The 16,344-nt window shown below is 65.0% G+C and carries 13 protein-coding genes; 3 read left to right on the forward strand and 10 right to left on the reverse strand.

Annotated features, from left to right (window positions below):
- Positions 1-68 precede the first annotated feature (68 nt).
- Genes holA through leuS form a run of 3 tightly spaced genes read right to left on the reverse strand, consistent with a single transcriptional unit; the run spans position 69 to position 4,145 of the window.
- Positions 69-1,094 carry a DNA polymerase III subunit delta gene (gene holA, locus F3H35_RS00110; protein WP_149777651.1) on the reverse strand — a complete coding sequence of 342 codons (1,026 nt, stop codon included), beginning with the start codon at positions 1,092-1,094 and terminating at the stop codon, positions 69-71.
- The gene (gene lptE, locus F3H35_RS00115) at positions 1,091-1,597 is read right to left on the reverse strand and encodes an LPS assembly lipoprotein LptE (RefSeq protein ID WP_149777652.1); all 507 of its coding nucleotides are present in this window, start codon (positions 1,595-1,597) and stop codon (positions 1,091-1,093) included. The genes holA and lptE overlap by 4 nt, the downstream gene beginning before the upstream one ends.
- Positions 1,584-4,145 (reverse strand): leucine--tRNA ligase, encoded by a 2,562-nt coding sequence (gene leuS, locus F3H35_RS00120; protein ID WP_149778353.1) that lies wholly within the window; start codon positions 4,143-4,145, stop codon positions 1,584-1,586. The genes lptE and leuS overlap by 14 nt, the downstream gene beginning before the upstream one ends.
- A 153-nt stretch (positions 4,146-4,298) precedes the next feature.
- Here leuS and F3H35_RS00125 point away from each other — a divergent pair, with 153 nt between their 5' ends.
- The gene (locus F3H35_RS00125) at positions 4,299-5,546 is read left to right on the forward strand and encodes a glycosyltransferase (RefSeq protein ID WP_149777653.1); all 1,248 of its coding nucleotides are present in this window, start codon (positions 4,299-4,301) and stop codon (positions 5,544-5,546) included.
- An 18-nt stretch (positions 5,547-5,564) separates the two neighbouring features.
- Here the strand turns inward: F3H35_RS00125 and F3H35_RS00130 are convergent, their stop codons facing one another.
- Complete coding sequence (locus F3H35_RS00130; RefSeq protein ID WP_149777654.1) at positions 5,565-6,062, reverse strand: DUF3576 domain-containing protein; 498 nt, start codon at positions 6,060-6,062, stop codon at positions 5,565-5,567.
- A gap of 146 nt (positions 6,063-6,208) precedes the next feature.
- Here F3H35_RS00130 and F3H35_RS00135 point away from each other — a divergent pair, with 146 nt between their 5' ends.
- The gene (locus F3H35_RS00135) at positions 6,209-6,862 is read left to right on the forward strand and encodes a YggS family pyridoxal phosphate-dependent enzyme (RefSeq protein ID WP_188129819.1); all 654 of its coding nucleotides are present in this window, start codon (positions 6,209-6,211) and stop codon (positions 6,860-6,862) included.
- Here F3H35_RS00135 and F3H35_RS00140 read toward each other — a convergent pair.
- Positions 6,853-7,356: a L,D-transpeptidase family protein gene (locus F3H35_RS00140; protein WP_149777656.1), complete on the reverse strand. Its 504-nt coding sequence runs from the start codon at positions 7,354-7,356 to the stop codon at positions 6,853-6,855. The two genes, F3H35_RS00135 and F3H35_RS00140, sit on opposite strands and share 10 nt — an antisense overlap.
- Positions 7,357-7,571: 215 nt before the next feature.
- On the opposite strand from F3H35_RS00140, the gene F3H35_RS00145 reads away from it, so the two are divergent.
- A complete protein-coding gene (locus F3H35_RS00145; RefSeq protein WP_149777657.1) occupies positions 7,572-8,606 on the forward strand; it encodes a sodium:calcium antiporter in 1,035 nt (344 codons plus the stop codon).
- A gap of 13 nt (positions 8,607-8,619) precedes the next feature.
- Here F3H35_RS00145 and F3H35_RS00150 read toward each other — a convergent pair whose 3' ends face one another.
- Genes F3H35_RS00150 through F3H35_RS00170 form a run of 5 tightly spaced genes read right to left on the reverse strand, consistent with a single transcriptional unit; the run spans position 8,620 to position 16,221 of the window.
- Positions 8,620-9,834 (reverse strand): efflux RND transporter periplasmic adaptor subunit, encoded by a 1,215-nt coding sequence (locus F3H35_RS00150; RefSeq protein ID WP_149777658.1) that lies wholly within the window; start codon positions 9,832-9,834, stop codon positions 8,620-8,622.
- Positions 9,835-9,840: 6 nt separating this feature from the next.
- Positions 9,841-12,204: an ABC transporter permease gene (locus F3H35_RS00155; RefSeq protein ID WP_149777659.1), complete on the reverse strand. Its 2,364-nt coding sequence runs from the start codon at positions 12,202-12,204 to the stop codon at positions 9,841-9,843.
- Between the two features lie 4 nt (positions 12,205-12,208).
- Positions 12,209-12,922 carry an ABC transporter ATP-binding protein gene (locus F3H35_RS00160; protein WP_149777660.1) on the reverse strand — a complete coding sequence of 238 codons (714 nt, stop codon included), beginning with the start codon at positions 12,920-12,922 and terminating at the stop codon, positions 12,209-12,211.
- A gap of 3 nt (positions 12,923-12,925) precedes the next feature.
- The gene (locus F3H35_RS00165) at positions 12,926-13,738 is read right to left on the reverse strand and encodes a hypothetical protein (RefSeq protein WP_149777661.1); all 813 of its coding nucleotides are present in this window, start codon (positions 13,736-13,738) and stop codon (positions 12,926-12,928) included.
- On the reverse strand, positions 13,735-16,221 hold the full coding sequence (locus F3H35_RS00170; protein WP_149777662.1) for a Lon protease family protein: 2,487 nt from the start codon (positions 16,219-16,221) through the stop codon (positions 13,735-13,737). Before F3H35_RS00170 ends, F3H35_RS00165 begins: the two co-directional genes overlap by 4 nt.
- Positions 16,222-16,344: the final 123 nt, after the last annotated feature.

A 16,344-nucleotide genomic window follows, 5' to 3' on the forward strand; every position in this document is an offset into this window, starting at 1 on the left:
TACCGACGCGATACCGAACAGGTATTTCCCTTTTTTTCCATTGCCTTAACCATGATTCGGCGCGGCGTTCACCGTGCCGCCATCATCGCCAGCCGGATCAGCGTGCGTTCCACCAGCGCCATCGCCGGCGCATGCTGCCCCGCCGAGCGCAATTCCAGATCGGTGTCGGTCAGATACCCCAGCGCATCCTGAAGTTTCTGCGCCCCCCAGCCCTGCGCCTGCCGGACCATCCGGTCGCGTCTCGGCCCGAAAACCGGGGGCCTGACCCGCCCGATCCCCTGCGCAGGCCCACCGGGATCCGAGGCCGCGGCATAAAGCGTCCGGAAATGCCGGGTCGCCGAAATGCACAAGGTGACCGGCTGCACCCCCTGCGCCCGCAGCCGCTTCATCATCGGCCCGATCTCGCCCGAGCGCGCCTCGGCCACGATGTTCAGAATGTCGTCGAGCTCGGCCTCGGTGGAACTGGGCGCACAGGCGGCCACATCTTCTGACGACAGCGGATCAGGATCACCCAGCTTGAAAAGCCCAATTTTTTCCATGGTTTGCCTGAAATCACCGGGATCGAGATCATGCGCCAGCGCCGTCAGATCGCGCATCGCATCCCCGGCGATATTGGTCAGTCCGACACGCTTGAGCGTGGCCTCGATCTCGGCGCGCGATGGCGGATCATCATAGATCGCGGCGGCATAGGCGTTGGGATGCCCCTCGAAAAGCTTGCGCAATTTCGAGGCGGGCTTGAGCTGCCCCGCCGTCACCACGACCTGCGCATCCCCCTCGCGCCATTCGGACAGCGCATCGATGATGATCTGCGCCACGGTTTCGCTGGCATCTTCCACGAAGGCGACACGGGGGCCCGGGAAAAAGCCCTGTGCCTTGACCGCATCGAGCAGCATGGCAGGGTCCTTGCGCAGATCGGCTGCAGGAATACGGGTCAGGCGCATCTCCTGCTCGCCCTGCGGCCCGATCAATGCCGCGATCACCTCCTGCCGCCTGAGCGCCACGCGCATCCCGTCCGGCCCATGGATCAGCAGCCCCGTCCGCCCCGCCTCGGGCCGTGCGAAATAGCCCGGCGCATCCCGCCCCGACAGCTTCATGTCTCGAAGCTATCCGCCGCCGCGACAAGACGTGCAACCACTTGATCTGAAAGGATAACCACGATGCGCTCTTCAGCGGCGCGGCGGGCGGCCTCGGTCGCGACGGTGGTGTCGGAGGCCGCGAAACTGGTGAAATTATCGACCGTCCCCGAGGTCAGTACCTGATCCGTGGCCAGATCATTCAGCGCATAGGTCACCTTGCCCAGCATGTTGTATCGGGTGATCAGGTTGAGGCGCGAAATCGCCACCGGCGTTTCGCTCACCTCGATCGCATAGACCAGCGCGTAGCGTGGCTGACCGGCCCGACCCAAACGGTCTTCAAGTTCGCGCGTCATCAAATAGCCGGCGCGTCCCATCGGCTCCGAAACCTCGACGGCATTGAGCAGCTTTCCCGCGGAACCGGACGGTCCGTAAGCCGGGGTGAACCCACAGCCCGACAGAACCGCCGCCGCGATGAGGGCTGGCGGTCCGACGAGAAATCTTCTGCGGTCACACGACGACATTCACGATCCGACCGGGGACAACGATGACTTTCTTGGGCTGGGCCCCATCCAGCGCCTTGCGGACAGCATCCGTCGCCAGCGCCTGTTTTTCAACCTCTGACTTGTCCATATCCTTGGGCACGGTGATTTCGGCCCGGCGCTTGCCGTTGATCTGGATCGGCATAATGACAGTCTCATCCACCAGCATGGCCTCATCGGCCTGTGGCCAGGCCGCGTTGGCAACCAGCCCCTCACCCCCCAGCACCGACCAAAGCTCTTCGGACAAATGCGGTGTCATCGGGGACATGAGCTGCACCAGAGCACGGGCCGCTTCGCGCCGCGCATCGCCGCCCGCCTGCGATTTGGAAAGCGTGTTGGTAAAGGCATAAAGCCGGGCGATCGCCGCATTGAAGCCAAAGGACTCGACCCCGCTCGTCACGTCATGAATGGCCTTGTGCATCTCGCGCAGCAGCGCCTCGTCGTCGGCATTGGGCGCGGCATCGCTGGCAGCGGCTTCGGTGACGATCCGGTGCACCCGCGCCAGATGCCTGAACGCCGCCTCGGCGCCTGCGGCGGTCCATTCCACGTCCCTCTCGGGCGGGCTGTCGGACAGAACGAACCAGCGCGCGGTATCGGCCCCGAAGGCACGGATGATCGTCACGGGGTCAACCACGTTCTTCTTGGATTTCGACATCTTGGCCGAGGGAATGATCTCGACCGTTTCACCCGTGGCGATCAGCTTGCCGCCCTCCACATCTTCGGGAAGGTGATAGACGGGCCGTCCATTCGCATCACGGGTCTGGTAAATCTCATGGGTCACCATCCCTTGCGTGAACAGCGCATCGAACGGCTCGATCGCCTTGGCGGGCAAATGGCCCGTCAGCTGCATCGCGCGGGCGAAGAAACGCGAATACAGCAGGTGCAGGATCGCATGCTCGATCCCGCCGATATACTGGTCGACATTCATCCAGTACTCGGCCTCGGCCATATCGGTGGGCGTCGTGGCATGGGGCGCGGTGAAACGCGCGAAGTACCATGAGCTGTCCACGAACGTGTCCATCGTGTCGGTCTCGCGCCGGGCCGGGGCGCCACAGGCGGGACAGGTGCAATCGCGCCATGTCGGGTGCCGGTCCAGCGGATTGCCGGGCTGATCGAACGTCACATCATCGGGCAGGCGGATCGGCAGATTTTCCTTGGCCTCAGGCACCACGCCACAGGCCTCGCAATGGATCACCGGAATGGGGCAACCCCAATAACGCTGGCGGCTAAGGCCCCAATCGCGCAGCCGGTACTTGGTGACACCCTGACCCACGCCATTGGCTTCGCAGAAGTCGATGGCAGCCTCCACAGCCGCCTCGCCCGACTGCAGCTCATCGCCAGCGAAACCTTTGACATATCTTACCTTTTCGGATTTCGGCGGGACATAGGCCGCACCACCATCTTCGGGGCGCTTGAACCCATCCTCCGGCTTTTCCGGCTCGAAGGTCGAGGCGACGGGCAGCCCGTATTTGTTGGCGAAATCAAGGTCGCGCTGGTCATGGGCCGGGCAGCCGAAGATCGCGCCCGTGCCATAATCCATCAGGATGAAATTGGCGATGTAAACCGGCAATTCCCAAGCGGTGTCGAACGGATGACGCACCCGAAGCCCAGTGTCGAAGCCTTTTTTCTCGGCTTTCTCAAGCTCTTCTTCAGAGGTGCCCATGCGGCGGCACTCGGCGTTGAAGGCTGCCAGATCGGCGTTGTCCTTCTCAAGCTGGCGGGCCAGCGGATGATCCGGGGAAATCCCCACGAAGCTCGCGCCCATCAGGGTGTCGGGCCGCGTCGTATAGACTTCGATCCGGTCATGCCCATCGGGTGCGTCGACCAGCGAAAAGCCGAATTGCAGACCGCGCGACCGGCCGATCCAGTTGGCCTGCATCAGCTTGACCTTGGCAGGCCAGTTGTCCAGCCCGTCCAGAGCCTCGAGCAGGTCTTCGGCGAAATCCGAAATGCGGAAGAACCACTGGGTCAGTTCGCGCCGCTCCACCAGAGCACCCGAACGCCAGCCGCGACCGTTTTCGACCTGTTCGTTGGCCAGCACCGTCATATCCACGGGATCCCAGTTGACCACCGCGTTCTTGCGATAGACCAGCCCCTTTTCCAGCATATCAAGGAAAAGCGCCTGCTGCTGACCGTAATACTCGGGGTCGCAGGTGGCGAATTCCCGGCTCCAGTCGATGCTCAGTCCAAGCGGCTTCATCTGCGCGCGCATGTCGGCAATGTTGGAATAGGTCCAGTCCTTGGGATGTCCGCCGATCGCCATGGCTGCGTTTTCCGCAGGCATCCCGAAAGCGTCCCAACCCATCGGATGCAGCACGTTATGGCCGGTGGACAGCTTGTAGCGCGCAATCACATCGCCCATCGTGTAGTTGCGCACATGGCCCATATGGATGCGCCCGGACGGATAGGGGAACATCTCGAGCACATAGTATTTGGGCTTGTCGGCGCTGCGGGAGGCACGGAAGATCTCCGCCTTGTCCCAGGCCTCTTGCCATTTCGCTTCGATCTCGGCGGCAGAATAGCGCGACATGTGCTGCAGTCCCTCGGTCATCCGGTGCGTTGCTCCGCGTGATAGGCCGCACACGCCGCCGGGTCCAGTGGCAAGGCGCAAAATCGCGCCCCTTTGCATGGAGTTTGGCAGGGCATATAAGGTGGCAAAACGAGTATCGGGCAGTCCATCCCAATGAAAATCCTGTTCATCCATCAGAACTTTCCCGGCCAATACAAACATCTGGCGCCCTTGCTGGCCTCGCGGGGGCATCAATGCGTGGCCCTTACGCTGCGGGTGAAAGAAGCGACCACCTGGAATGGCGTCCGAGTGCTGCCCTACACCCTACCAAAGCGCAAGGCGCAGGCCGTGCACCCGTGGTTGACGGATCTCGACACCAAGGTCACGCGGGCCGAAGCCTGCTATCGCGCGGCGCGGCAGCTGAGGGACAAGGGATTTACCCCCGATCTGATCCTCGCGCATCCCGGCTGGGGCGAATCGATGTTCCTGCGCGATGTGTGGCCCGATGCGCGCCTCGGGCTTTATTGCGAGCTCTATCATCTGTCCGATTACCCGCATGTGGATTTCGACCCCGAGTTCACCTCGGGCGATGCTGAGCTGGCGCATTTGCGCATCCGCATGAAAAACCTCAACAATCACATCCATTTCCCGATGGCCGACGCCGGGATCAGCCCGACACGGTTTCAGGCAGATACCTTTCCGCCCGAATTCCGCGACCGGATCACCGTGGTGCATGACGGGGTGGACACGGATCTGTCGCGTCCCGACCCCGATGTGCGCCTGAGCATCGAGGGCGCGGGCGATCTGACGAAGCAGGATGAAATCGTCACCTTCGTGAACCGCAATCTCGAACCCTATCGCGGCTACCATGTCTTCATGCGCGCCTTGCCGCGTTTGCTCAAGGAACGGCCCAAACTACGTGTCCTGATCGTGGGCGGAGACGAGGTCAGCTATGGGGCACGCCCCCCAAATGGCCAGACCTGGAAGCAGATCTTCATCGACGAGGTGAGGAAAGACATCCCCGATACGGATTGGGCGCGGGTCCATTTCCTGGGCCGCATACCGCATCAGCAGTTCACGACACTTCTGCAGATCAGCACGGTGCATGTCTATCTGACCTATCCGTTCGTCCTGAGCTGGAGCCTGTTGGAAGCCATGAGCTGCAAAGCGGCCATCGTGGCCAGCGACACGACCCCCGTGCGCGAGGTGCTGAGCCAGGGCGAAACCGCGCGGCTGGTGGACTTTTTCGATCGAGAGGGCCTCGTCACCGAGGTCGTTGCCCTGCTCGAAGACGACGACGCCCGCAAGCGGATGGGCCAGGCGGCGCGGGCGCATATCGTGCAGAATTATGATTTGCGCACGATTGCCCTGCCACGACAGATTGACTGGATCTCAAGCATCATGAGCGGCGCAAAGGTCTGAATACGCCTTGCCGGAAAGTCAGAAATTCCCGGCGTTGATGCGCAGCTGGCGGGCGCGCGCCAGAATGGCATCCTCGACCGCGCGTTGTGTGGCCGCGTTCACGGGGCCGCCGCGCGTCTGCAGGGCCACATTGAGCGACCTTGCATCAAGCGCGGGGTCGCTGATGAGGATGGTTGCGCGATAGGACTGCCCCCCGCCGGGCGGCGTGCCGTAACCTGTTGAAATTATGCCAGTAAACGGATCCGCCGTTTGAACTGGAAGAAAATCCAGAACGTCGAGAGACGCCGTCCAGAGGAAGCGGTTGACGTTGACGCCCACACCCTCATTCCGGAAAAAATCGAGAAAAGACCCGTCTTGGCGCAGCTGCGTCTGGTAGTCACGACCGTTTTCGACATTCAGCGCCTCATCGCGGAACCCCTCGTTCCTGATGGAATCACACGCCACCAGCGTTACGGCACAACCGAGTGACAGGCCTAGAGTGATGATGCGGGACTTGGTCATTACGCGATCCGACATTGTTTCTCTCTCCTACTATCCAAGGTCGGACAATGGGGCAAGGAGTTTACTGAAATCCGGCATCGGTCCGCGGCGGGGGATTGTGCTGCTGCATGGGGCTGTGGCAAAGATGCGGTCCGCGTAGGAACAGCCCGGAGGGTCCGCAGGTGAGTCTCGAAGACATCAGGAACCGCATCCACAAAGCCGAGCGGGCGGCGGGGCGCGAGGAGGGGAGCGTGACGTTGATCGCGGTCTCCAAGGTGCAGCCCAATGAGCGGGTGGAGGCGGTGCTGGAGATGGGGCATCGCTGTTTCGGAGAGAACCGCGTTCAGGAGGCTGCTGGCAAGTGGCCGCAATTTCGCGAGCGTTTTCAAGGCATTGACCTGCATCTGATCGGGCCGCTGCAAACCAACAAGACCCGGCAGGCGTTTGACCTGTTCCAGACGATCCATTCGGTCGATCGACCCAAGCTGGCCAGCACGATTGCCCGGATCGCGCAGGAGGAAGGGCATTGCCCGGACATCTTCCTGCAGGTCAATACCGGCGAAGAGGATCAGAAAGCCGGTGTCCTGCCAGCGGATGCAGATAAATTCATCAATGATTGCAAGGGGATGGACCTTCCCGTGCGAGGATTGATGTGCATTCCGCCGGTCGATGAGGAACCCAGCCTGCATTTCGCGCTTCTGGCGAAGATCGCCGAGCGGAACGGATTGCAGGGGCTTTCAATGGGGATGAGCGGCGATTTCGAGGAAGCGATTGCGCTTGGCGCAACCCATGTGAGGGTCGGCAGCGCCATTTTCGGCGCGCGCGATTACGGCTGAGGGCGCACGATCAACCGCGACTCGTATCGAATTTTCGACGCAATTTCAATAAGATGATCGCGCCGAAAGGCGATGCATCCGGCAGTCGGATAATGCGGCCTGCGCCATTGGTGCAAAAAGATGCATGATCCCCGGCCGCGTTCGGCGTAAGGCCAGTTCCAATCGGTAATTAAAACCAGATCATAGAGCGGGTCGGCCCGGTGCAGAACCTCGTGCGAATGGGAAAAAGGCTTTCGAATCATGAGGTTGTAATCTTCATGACCGGGGTCGTCGCACCACAGGTCCGACGGGCGGATCGGCACCGCCCAATCGGCGGGCCGGGCCATGCGATCGGGACGATACAGCAGGCCCACGATGCGGTGCACACCAACCGGTGTAGCGCCATCTCCTTCGCGTTTACAAGCACTTAGCCCACCCCAGCCAATCGAGCAGGGATAGCGCCGGCCCTGAAAACGCAGGCCCATCGGGGTCAGGACAAGGTCATTCGGTGTCATGTCCGAGTGATGCCGCAAAATCCCGCCGCAGGGAAGCCCGGAGCGCGCGAAGCTGCGTACAATCCGTACGAAACCTACACGGCTTTGGGACCGAACGGCATCGCGATCCCCGGATTTGTGTCCATCCCGTACACAACTCGCGAAAATGCACCCGGTTCGCGGCGGATTGCGCGCGCGCATTGCCATCCGGCGGCACGATCTGCACAACGGGCCGCATGTGGTTCGACGCTCTGCCCCTGCCCGCCCTGATCGCCGGTTTTCTGATTGTCGCCGGGGTGATCGCGGTGGTCGGCGTGCAGCTGACCGGAAAGGCCGATCAACTGGCCGACGAGACCGGCATCGGAGAGGCGATCACCGGGGCGGTTCTGCTGGGCATGGCCACGTCGCTGTCGGGCACGGTCGTGTCGGTCACCGCAGCACTGGACGGGGAAGCGTCGCTCGCGTTTTCCAATGCGGTGGGCGGGATCGCGGCGCAGACCGCGTTTCTGGCGCTGGCGGATATGGTCTATCGCAAGGCCAATCTGGAACATGCCTCGGCGGATCTGGCCAATCTCTATCAGGCGAGCCTGCTGACGCTGATGCTGGGCCTGCCGCTGGCGGCATTCACGATGCCGGAGGTGTCGGTGCTGGGGATGCATCCGGTGTCGTTCGTCTTGCCGGTGATCTATGTCGCGGGCGTCCGGATCGCGGCGCGGGTGCGCGCGGCGCCGATGTGGTATCCGGTGCAGACGCTTTACACCCGCGCGGACCGGCCGGACGAGGCCCCGGAGCACGCGCGCGGCCCGATCCCGCTGTTGGCGCGCTTTGCGCTTCTGGCCTGTGTGTTGGGGCTGGCGGGCTGGATGATGTCCAAGATCGGGGTGCAATTGTCGGCCCGGCTGGGGATTTCGGCGACGGTGGTGGGCGCGCTGATGACGGCGGTGGCCACATCGCTGCCAGAGCTTATCACAACGCTGGCCGCGGTGCGGCGCGGTGCGGTGCAACTGGCGGTGGGCGGAATCATCGGCGGCAACACATTCGATGTGCTGTTCCTGACGGCGGCGGATGCGGGGTATCGCGAGGGGTCGATCTATCACGCGATCACGACTGCGGACCTGTTCTGGATCGCGGTGGGGCTGGTGATGACGAGCATCCTGTTGATCGGGCTGATCGTGCGGGAACGCGACGGGCCGGGCCGGATCGGCGTGGAAAGCACGGCGCTGTTGCTGATCTATGGCGGGGCGGTCACGGTGCAGGCGCTGGCGGGCTGAGAGGCGGCGCGCGTCAGGGTGCCGCGCGCTGGACGATGGGCACGCCGTCAAAGATCGCGTCCGATGGGTGGGTGATGACCTGCTGGCCTTCGATCAGACCCGAGAGCACCTGCGCGCTCAGGTCGTTGCGGCGGCCGATCTCGATCACCTGCAGGCGGGCGGTGCCATCGGGGGCGGCGACGAACACCGCCCAGTCCTGCCCGCGCCGGAACATCGCGCCAAGCGGCACTTGCAGCACATCCGGAGCCTCCCATTCGACGATCCGAAGGAACACCGAAAACCCGTCTCCCAAGGCGGAGCGTTCGGCGATCGGCGTGTCGATGGAAAAGATCGCATCGACGCGCTGTTCCTCGATGCCAAGCGCGGAGACCTTGGTATAGCCAGACGGCTCGATCTTGGTCAGGGTCGCGGCAAGGGTGCCGGGGCCGCCCCAACGCTCGACCTCGGCGTGCATCCCGGCGGAGAGCCGCACGGCATCGGTGGAGAGAAGATCGGCGACGATCTCGAGATCGTCGGGCCGTCCGACCGAGACAAGCCGCGCACCGGCGGTGACGGGCCGTTCGCTGACCGTCTCGACGGTGAGCACGCGGCCATCGATGGGCGCGGTCAGGCGCACGCAGCACGACGCGGCGGGGCTGTCATCCGCGCCCGGTTCGATCAGGGCGGCGCGGGCACGGTCAAGCGCACTGTTGGCCCGTTCGAGATTCGACAGCGCGGCCTCGGCCCCGGCCTGCGCCGTGGCGAGGCGCTGCTCGGCGGTTTCGAGCCGGGCAACGGAAGCCACGCCGCGATCCACCAGCGTCTTGGTGCGCTGGTAGTCGCTGCGGGCGAAGGTCACTTCCTCTTCGGCCTGATCGAGCTGACTGCGGGCGACGTAGAGTGCCGCCTCGGCCTCGCGGACGGAGGCTTCGGCCTGAATGCGGCTGCGGGCATCCAGCAGGCTCGAGGCGGCAGGCTCGACGATCGCGACGACGGTTTCGCCGGCGATCACCGGATCCCCTTCGCGGACCGGGGAGCGTTGGGCGATGCCCGAGATGGGCGCGGCCACCTCGTATATCTCGGCGATGCGGGTGCGGGCGTCGGCATCGACCGTGACCTGCATCGGCGCACGCGCGACCGGGTGCAGATCGACCGGCACGGGATCGGTGCGAAACGCCACCCAGCCAAGACCAAGGGCGAGGGCTGCGCCAAGAGCGACGGTGAGACCGGTACGGGCCTTGAGGGCCATGGTGGATTACTCCCTTGTTTTCATGACGTCGACAAGATCGAGCCGGTCCAGCCTGCGGCGTACGATCAGCGAGGAGATCAGCGAGGCGGCCAGCACCACGAGGCTGGCGCGCGCAAAGCCCGACGGCTCCAGCACCAGCGGCACGGCATAGAGATCCGAGGTGGAGCCGCGCGCCAGCGCCTTGGCGATCAGCCCGCCAAGCGCCCAGCCAAGCGGTTGCGCCAGCACCGCCAGCAGCAGGGTTTCGCCCATCAGGACAAAGGACACCTCGGCGCGGGTGAAGCCGAGGATGCGCAGGCTGGCCAGTTCACGGGCGCGTTCCGACAGCTGGATGCGCGCGCCGTTATAGGCGACGCCGAAGGTGATCAGAACGGCGATGGTGATGTAGACGCTGGTCATGATGGTGACGTTCTCGCGGATCGTGTCCTGAAACGAGCGGCGCATTTCCGTCAGCATGATGAGCCCGCCGAGTTCAGGGGTCTGTTTGAGGACGGCGTGAAGCTCGGGCAGGCGCGCCTCGTCGATCAGCAGGTTGGCGACGGTGATGCGCGGGGCCTGTCGCTTGAGGCGGTTGAGCGTGGCGAGGTCCATATAGGCGCCGAGGCCCAGATATTGCTGCACGAGGCCCGCGACATGCACGCGGTGGGTTTCGCCACGCTCGCCAAGGAATGTCACCTCGATCACATCGCCGGGGCGGGCGGCGAGATGCATGGCCAGACGCTCGGACAGAAGGATGCCGCCGGGGGGCGCGTCGAGCACCGTGCCCGATCCGTCGATGATGCGCGACAGGTCGGTGCCGGGGCGGCGGGCCTCGATGGGGACGTCCTTTTCCAGATGACCGTGGCGCAGAACGGCGGCCTGGAACATCTGGCCCTCGGCGCGCAGGACACCGGGCAGGTTTGCCACCTCGGACAGCGCGGTTTCGGGGATGTCGGGGGTGAAGAGAAGGATCGCGTCCTGCCGGTTGGACTGGGTGAAGGCGCTGTCGATGATCCGGTCGAGCGCGTCGGAAAAGAAGCTCGAGGCCACGAGGATCGCCACCGCCAGAGACAGGCCGAGCGTCGTCATGGCGGCACGGAACGGCCAGCGCATCAGCGCGCGCAGGATCATCATCACCGGCTGGGAGAGGCGCAGACGCGACAAGAGCCGGTCAAGCGCGCTGCGCTTGAAGCGCGGAGGGGCGGGAGGGGCCATCGCAACGGCAGGCGGCATCCGCGCGGCATGCAGCGCGCTGCGCGCGGCCCCAAGCGCCGCGCTGAGCAGCGCAAGACCCGCCGAGATGGCATAGGCGTCATAGGCGACCCGGTAGATCAGGTAGGGAAAATCGAAGAATTGCGCATAAAGCCGGGCCAGTGCCTGAGACAGCCAGGTGCCCACGGCCCAGCCCAACCCCGTGCCCACCACCGAGATCAGCCCCGCCAGCATCAGGTAATGCACGCAGATTTCCACGTCGGAATAGCCGATGGCCTTGAGCAACCCGATTTCAGAGCGTTCCAAGGCGATGATCCGCCCAATCACCATGCTGACCAGAAAGGCAGTGATGCCGAAGAAGATCGGCGGCAGGATCAGGGCGGTGGTGCGCAGCTGCTCGATCTCGGCATCGACGAAACTGTGCGACACCTGGCTGTCACGCCCGTAAGCCCCCAGCCCGCCATAAGGTTCAAGCAGCCTGTCCAGACGGTCGATGACATCCTCGAGGCTCGCATGGGGATCGAGCCGGAGTGTGACGTTGTCGAAAGCGCCGTCCATGTCGAAGGCGGCATCGGCCATGCGCGCGGGCATCCACAGGATGCCGAAGGTTTCGTTGTCGGGCATCAGGGCGCCGGGGCCGATGGTGTAGATGAATTCGGGCGACAGCACCCTGCCGGTCACGGTCAGCTCGCGGCGCTGGCCGCCGAGATTGGCACTGAGCCGCGCGCCGGGGCGCAGATCGTTGGCGAGCGCAAAGGGATGATTGACCGCGATCTCGTCGGTGGCGGCGGGATCGGGCATGCGGCCTGAGCGCAGCAAGGGCAGATTGAGCAGCGGCGCGGAGGCCTCGGGCAGCGAGATCACGCGCGCGGTCACCGTCTCGGGCCGGCCCGGCACATCGAGGATCACATGCTCGATCACCCGAGCCTCGGCCTGACGGACGCCGGGAATGGCGCGGATATCGGTGAGCACACCGTCGGGCACGCGCCGCGCATCGGCGAAGACATCGGCAAAGCGGTTGCGGTCGTAATAGGCGTCGCGCGTGTCTTCGAGCGCGCCATACATGCCGAAACTCGTCATCAGGATCGCCACGCCGCAGGCCAGCACCAGAGCGATCGCCGCCGCCTGCGCCCAGAGGCGGCGAAAATCGCGCAAGAGTTTGCGATCAAGGGCTTTCATCGGCTCACCATGAAATCTCGGAGGGGGCGATGCGGGTATCGTTGCACTCGACCCGGTCGATCCGCCCGTCGCGGAACCAGATCACCCGATGCGCCATCCCCCGTATCGCGGCGTTATGGGTGATGACGGCGGTGGTGGTGCCGAGCGTGTCGTTGATGGATTTGAGCGCCTCGAGCACCTGCACGCCGGTCTGGCTGTCGAGCGCGCCGGTGGGCTCGTCGCAGAGCAGCACTTCGGGGCGTTTGGCGATGGCGCGGGCGATGGCGACGCGCTGCTGTTCGCCGCCCGACATCTCGGCGGGAAAGTGATCCATGCGATGCGTGAGGCCGACCTGTTCGAGCGCCTCTTCGGGGCGCATCGGATTGCGGGCGACATCGGTGACAAGCTGCACGTTTTCGCGCGCGGTGAGGCTGGCCACGAGGTTGTAGAACTGAAAGACGAAGCCCACGTGATCGCGCCGGTAGCGGGTCAGCCCCCGGTCGCCCAGTTGCGTCAATTCGGTGTCGCGGAACCAGACGCGGCCCGAGGTGGCGTGATCGAGCCCGCCAAGGATATTGAGAAGCGTGGATTTGCCGCTGCCGGAAGGGCCGAGCAGCACCGCCAATTCACCAGCATAAAGCTGGATATCCACACCGGCGAGGGCATGCACCTTGAGCGCGCCGGTGTCATAGACCTTGGTCAGCCCTTCGGTGCGGAAGATGACGGAAGGTTCGGACATGGCCTAGCTGCCTGCCCGGTCTGAAGGCGCCGCGTTCTGGGCCGTGTTCTGGGCCGTGTTCTGGGCCGAGATCGCGGCGGATGGATCGGCAGGAAAGATCACCGGGCAGCGCGCGGCATCGAGAAGGCGGCCAACCGGCGGCAATGCCGCGCGGGGGGCGGCGGCGATCACGGCGGCGGGGCGGCGGCGTTCCAGCTGCGCCAGAAGCGCCGACATGTCGGCGACGGGAACAAGCACAGGGGCGTGAGAGACAGCGGGCGCATGGGCGGCAAGAGCTGCCTTCAGCGCGGCATCCCCGCCTGGCGGGGCCAGCACCACCAGCGGCCTGTCCGGATAGGCGGCAAGCTGGGCCGCAAGCTCGAGCAGATCGGCGGCAGGCGCCGTGCCATCGGAGAGCAGCACCACGCAATCGGCACCGCGCTCGGGGCGGGCAAAACCATAGACCAGCAGATCGCCGGCCCCTGCGCCTTCGTCGAGCGCGGTCGCGAGCCGGCCTTGCGCCTGCCGGAACGCGGCATGGACAGAGGCCGCCTGAGCCGCGCGCAACAGCCCCTGTTCGAAGCGGCGCGCATCGGCGCGGAACGCATCGAGCATCCTTTCGGCGGTGATCGGCGCGATCTGCCCGCCGAAAAAGCCCACGGCACGGGCGCGCGGCCCAGAGGCCGCGGCGAGGATCGCCTCATCGGTGACCAGAAGGCCATAAAGGTCAGCGCCCCGGCGGCGGGCGATCTGCACGGCGATCTGCAAGGTGCCGATCGCATCGACCGAGCAGGTCGCCCCAAGGATCACCCGCGCGCGGCGGTCACCGGGCCTCATGGCGTGCCTCCGGGCTGCTCGGTCGCCTGTTTGACATAGGCACGCCGGGCTTCGGCGAAGGCGCGAAGGCGGGCTTCGACCCGGGCGTTGATGCTGCCTTCGGGATAGGCGCCGTCGGGGCCGCGCACTCCGGCACTGGCCCCCATCAGAACGGCGATGGCGTCCGAGACGCTGCGCATCGGGAGGATGCGGAAACGGCGGTCGCGGACCGCGTCGATCACCCGGGCGCGCAGGGCGAGATGCTTGACATTGGCGGCGGGGATCAGCACGCCTTGCCGCCCCGTCAGGCCACGGGCGGCGCAGATGTCGAAGAAGCCTTCGATCTTTTCATTGACCCCGCCGATGGCCTGAATGTCGCCGAACTGGTTGACCGATCCGGTGATCGCGAAGGACTGATCGATGGGCGCCTCGGCCAGCGAGGAGATCAGCGCCAGCAACTCGGCCGCCGAGGCGCTGTCGCCATCCACGCCGCCATAGCTTTGTTCGAACACGAGGCTGGCCCAGAGCGACATCGGCGCGTCGGTGGCGAAGCTGCTGGCAAGATAGCCCTGAAGGATCAGCACGCCCTTGGAGTGGATCGGACCGCCCAGCTCGGTCTCGCGTTCGATATCCACCAGTTTGCCGCTGCCCATCCGGGTGCGCGCGGTCAGCCGGGAGGGCCGCCCGAAGGTGGCGGCGCCGATCTGCAGCACCGAAAGCGCGTTGATCTGTCCGATGCGCGCCCCGTCGGTGTCGATCAGCACGGTCTGCCGGGTGATCGCCTCGTGGGAAAGATCGCGCAGGCGGCTGGCGCGGCGGTCGCGTTCAGCGATGGCGCGGTCGATATCGGCGGCGGTGATTGCGCTGTGGTCGTTGCCATCGGCCCAGTGATCCGCCTCGCGCAGGATGTCCGACAGGGTGTCGGTGTCGAGCGTGAAGCGTTCCGCATCGCCCGCAAGCCGGGTGCTTTCGCGCAAGGTGGCGGCCACGGCGCCCGGCTCGAGGGGACGAATGCCCGCGTCATGCGCCAGACTGCCCAGCATCCGCGCATAGCCCTGCCGGTGGTCTTCGCCCGCCGGCATGTGATCGTTGAGATCGGCCTGCAGCTTGAACAGATGCGCGAAATCCGGATCAAAGGCCGCCAGAAGGTAGTAATGCAGCCGCTCGCCCACCAGCACCACACGGGTCTTGAGGGGGATCGGATCGGGATCGAGCGACACGGTGGAAATCAGGCTGAGCCGCTCGCCGGGCGAATAGATCGAGATCTCACCGGTGCGCAGGCAGCGCTTGAGCGCGTCCCAGGCGAAGGGTTCCTGCAGCACATGCAGCGCATCCAGCACCAGAAACCCGCCATTGGCACGGTGCAGCGCACCGGGTTTTATCATGGTGAAATTGGTCACCAGCGCGCCCATCTCGGAGGCATATTCAATGCGCCCGATCAGATTGCCCAAGGTGGGCAGCGATTCCTCGATCACCGGGGCGCCTTGGGTGTCGTGGGCGGCATCCCCCTGCCCTGCCCCGTCATGCGCGACCATCACGTTGACGGCGTAGCGCTGAAACTGGGGCCGCGCGTAATGCTTGCTGGTGGGGCCGGGAAAGGGGCCGCCCTGCATCTGCTCGTCGCGGATCAGAAAAAGCTGGGCGTTCTCGATCAGATCGGCGCGCACGCGGTCGAGATGCGCGCGCACCGGGGCGTGATCGCGGAACGCCTCGGCCACTTCGGCGATGGCGGCATCCACCCCGGCGGTGGCCATCTCGACATTCAGGGTCTCGACGCGGGCGCGGTGCTGTTTCTCGCGCGCAGGCGCGGCCTTGAGCACCTCGGCCAGCTCACCTTGCGTCTGATCGACTGCGGCATCGACGCGGGCCTGCTCATCTTCGGAGAGCGCCTCGTATTTGTCGGGGGTGAGCACCTCGCCGCCATGCAGCCCGGCCACGGTGAAGCCCATCGGCGTGCGCAGGATGGCCACGCCCCGGCCGCGGGCGCGCTCGAAGAGCTGCGACATCTCGGCCTCGTGCAGATCGGCGAATTCCTGTTCGATGGCGTTGCGGCGGGTCTGGTAATCCTCGGATTCGAAGATCGCCGGGATGTCATTGGCCAATTCGTCGATCAGATGCTCCATCGCCTTGCAGAAGCGGCTGGCCTGACCGGGGGGCAGTTCGATCGCGCGCGGCTTGTCCGGCGCGTCGAAATTATTGACGTAAACCCAATCGCTTGGCCGCTCGCGGTCCTCGGCGGCCTGCGCCAGAATGGCGCGCACGATCCGGTGCCGACCGCTTCCGGGCGTCCCCAGCACGAAGGCGTTGAAATCGCCATGCGGTATGTCGGCGGCCATGCGGATCGCATCCACCGCGCGCTCCTGACCCAGCCAGCCGATATCGGGCGCGAGATCGGCGGTGGTGGCGAAGTCGAAATCCGCCGCCGTGACCGGGACACAGAGCCGCTCGGGCGCAAGCGGCTGCGGGAGTTCGGGACCATCGGCGGGATCTGAGGTATCGCTCATGATGCGGGTCGCAGCCTCCTGTTGCTGGAATGCCGGTAAACGGTGTGCGCAACGAGCTTAACGCAGGGCAAGCCGCCGGGAATTGACGTCAGTCAAAGCCGGGACCCGGTGTTTGCACTGGCA

The sequence above is a fragment of the Roseovarius litoreus genome (genome assembly GCF_900142765.1).
GTDB lineage: Bacteria > Pseudomonadota > Alphaproteobacteria > Rhodobacterales > Rhodobacteraceae > Roseovarius > Roseovarius litoreus.

Coding starts and splice junctions, on each gene's coding strand:
- F3H35_RS00155 (WP_149777659.1), bottom strand. CDS start 12,204: ATGAAAGCCCTTGATCGCAAACTCTTGCGCGATTTTCGCCGCCTCTGG.
- F3H35_RS00160 (WP_149777660.1), bottom strand. CDS start 12,922: ATGTCCGAACCTTCCGTCATCTTCCGCACCGAAGGGCTGACCAAGGTC.
- holA (WP_149777651.1), bottom strand. CDS start 1,094: ATGAAGCTGTCGGGGCGGGATGCGCCGGGCTATTTCGCACGGCCCGAG.
- F3H35_RS00125 (WP_149777653.1), top strand. CDS start 4,299: ATGAAAATCCTGTTCATCCATCAGAACTTTCCCGGCCAATACAAACAT.
- lptE (WP_149777652.1), bottom strand. CDS start 1,597: ATGTCGTCGTGTGACCGCAGAAGATTTCTCGTCGGACCGCCAGCCCTC.
- F3H35_RS00165 (WP_149777661.1), bottom strand. CDS start 13,738: ATGAGGCCCGGTGACCGCCGCGCGCGGGTGATCCTTGGGGCGACCTGC.
- F3H35_RS00140 (WP_149777656.1), bottom strand. CDS start 7,356: ATGACACCGAATGACCTTGTCCTGACCCCGATGGGCCTGCGTTTTCAG.
- F3H35_RS00170 (WP_149777662.1), bottom strand. CDS start 16,221: ATGAGCGATACCTCAGATCCCGCCGATGGTCCCGAACTCCCGCAGCCG.
- leuS (WP_149778353.1), bottom strand. CDS start 4,145: ATGTCGCGCTATTCTGCCGCCGAGATCGAAGCGAAATGGCAAGAGGCC.
- F3H35_RS00145 (WP_149777657.1), top strand. CDS start 7,572: ATGTGGTTCGACGCTCTGCCCCTGCCCGCCCTGATCGCCGGTTTTCTG.
- F3H35_RS00130 (WP_149777654.1), bottom strand. CDS start 6,062: ATGTCGGATCGCGTAATGACCAAGTCCCGCATCATCACTCTAGGCCTG.
- F3H35_RS00150 (WP_149777658.1), bottom strand. CDS start 9,834: ATGGCCCTCAAGGCCCGTACCGGTCTCACCGTCGCTCTTGGCGCAGCC.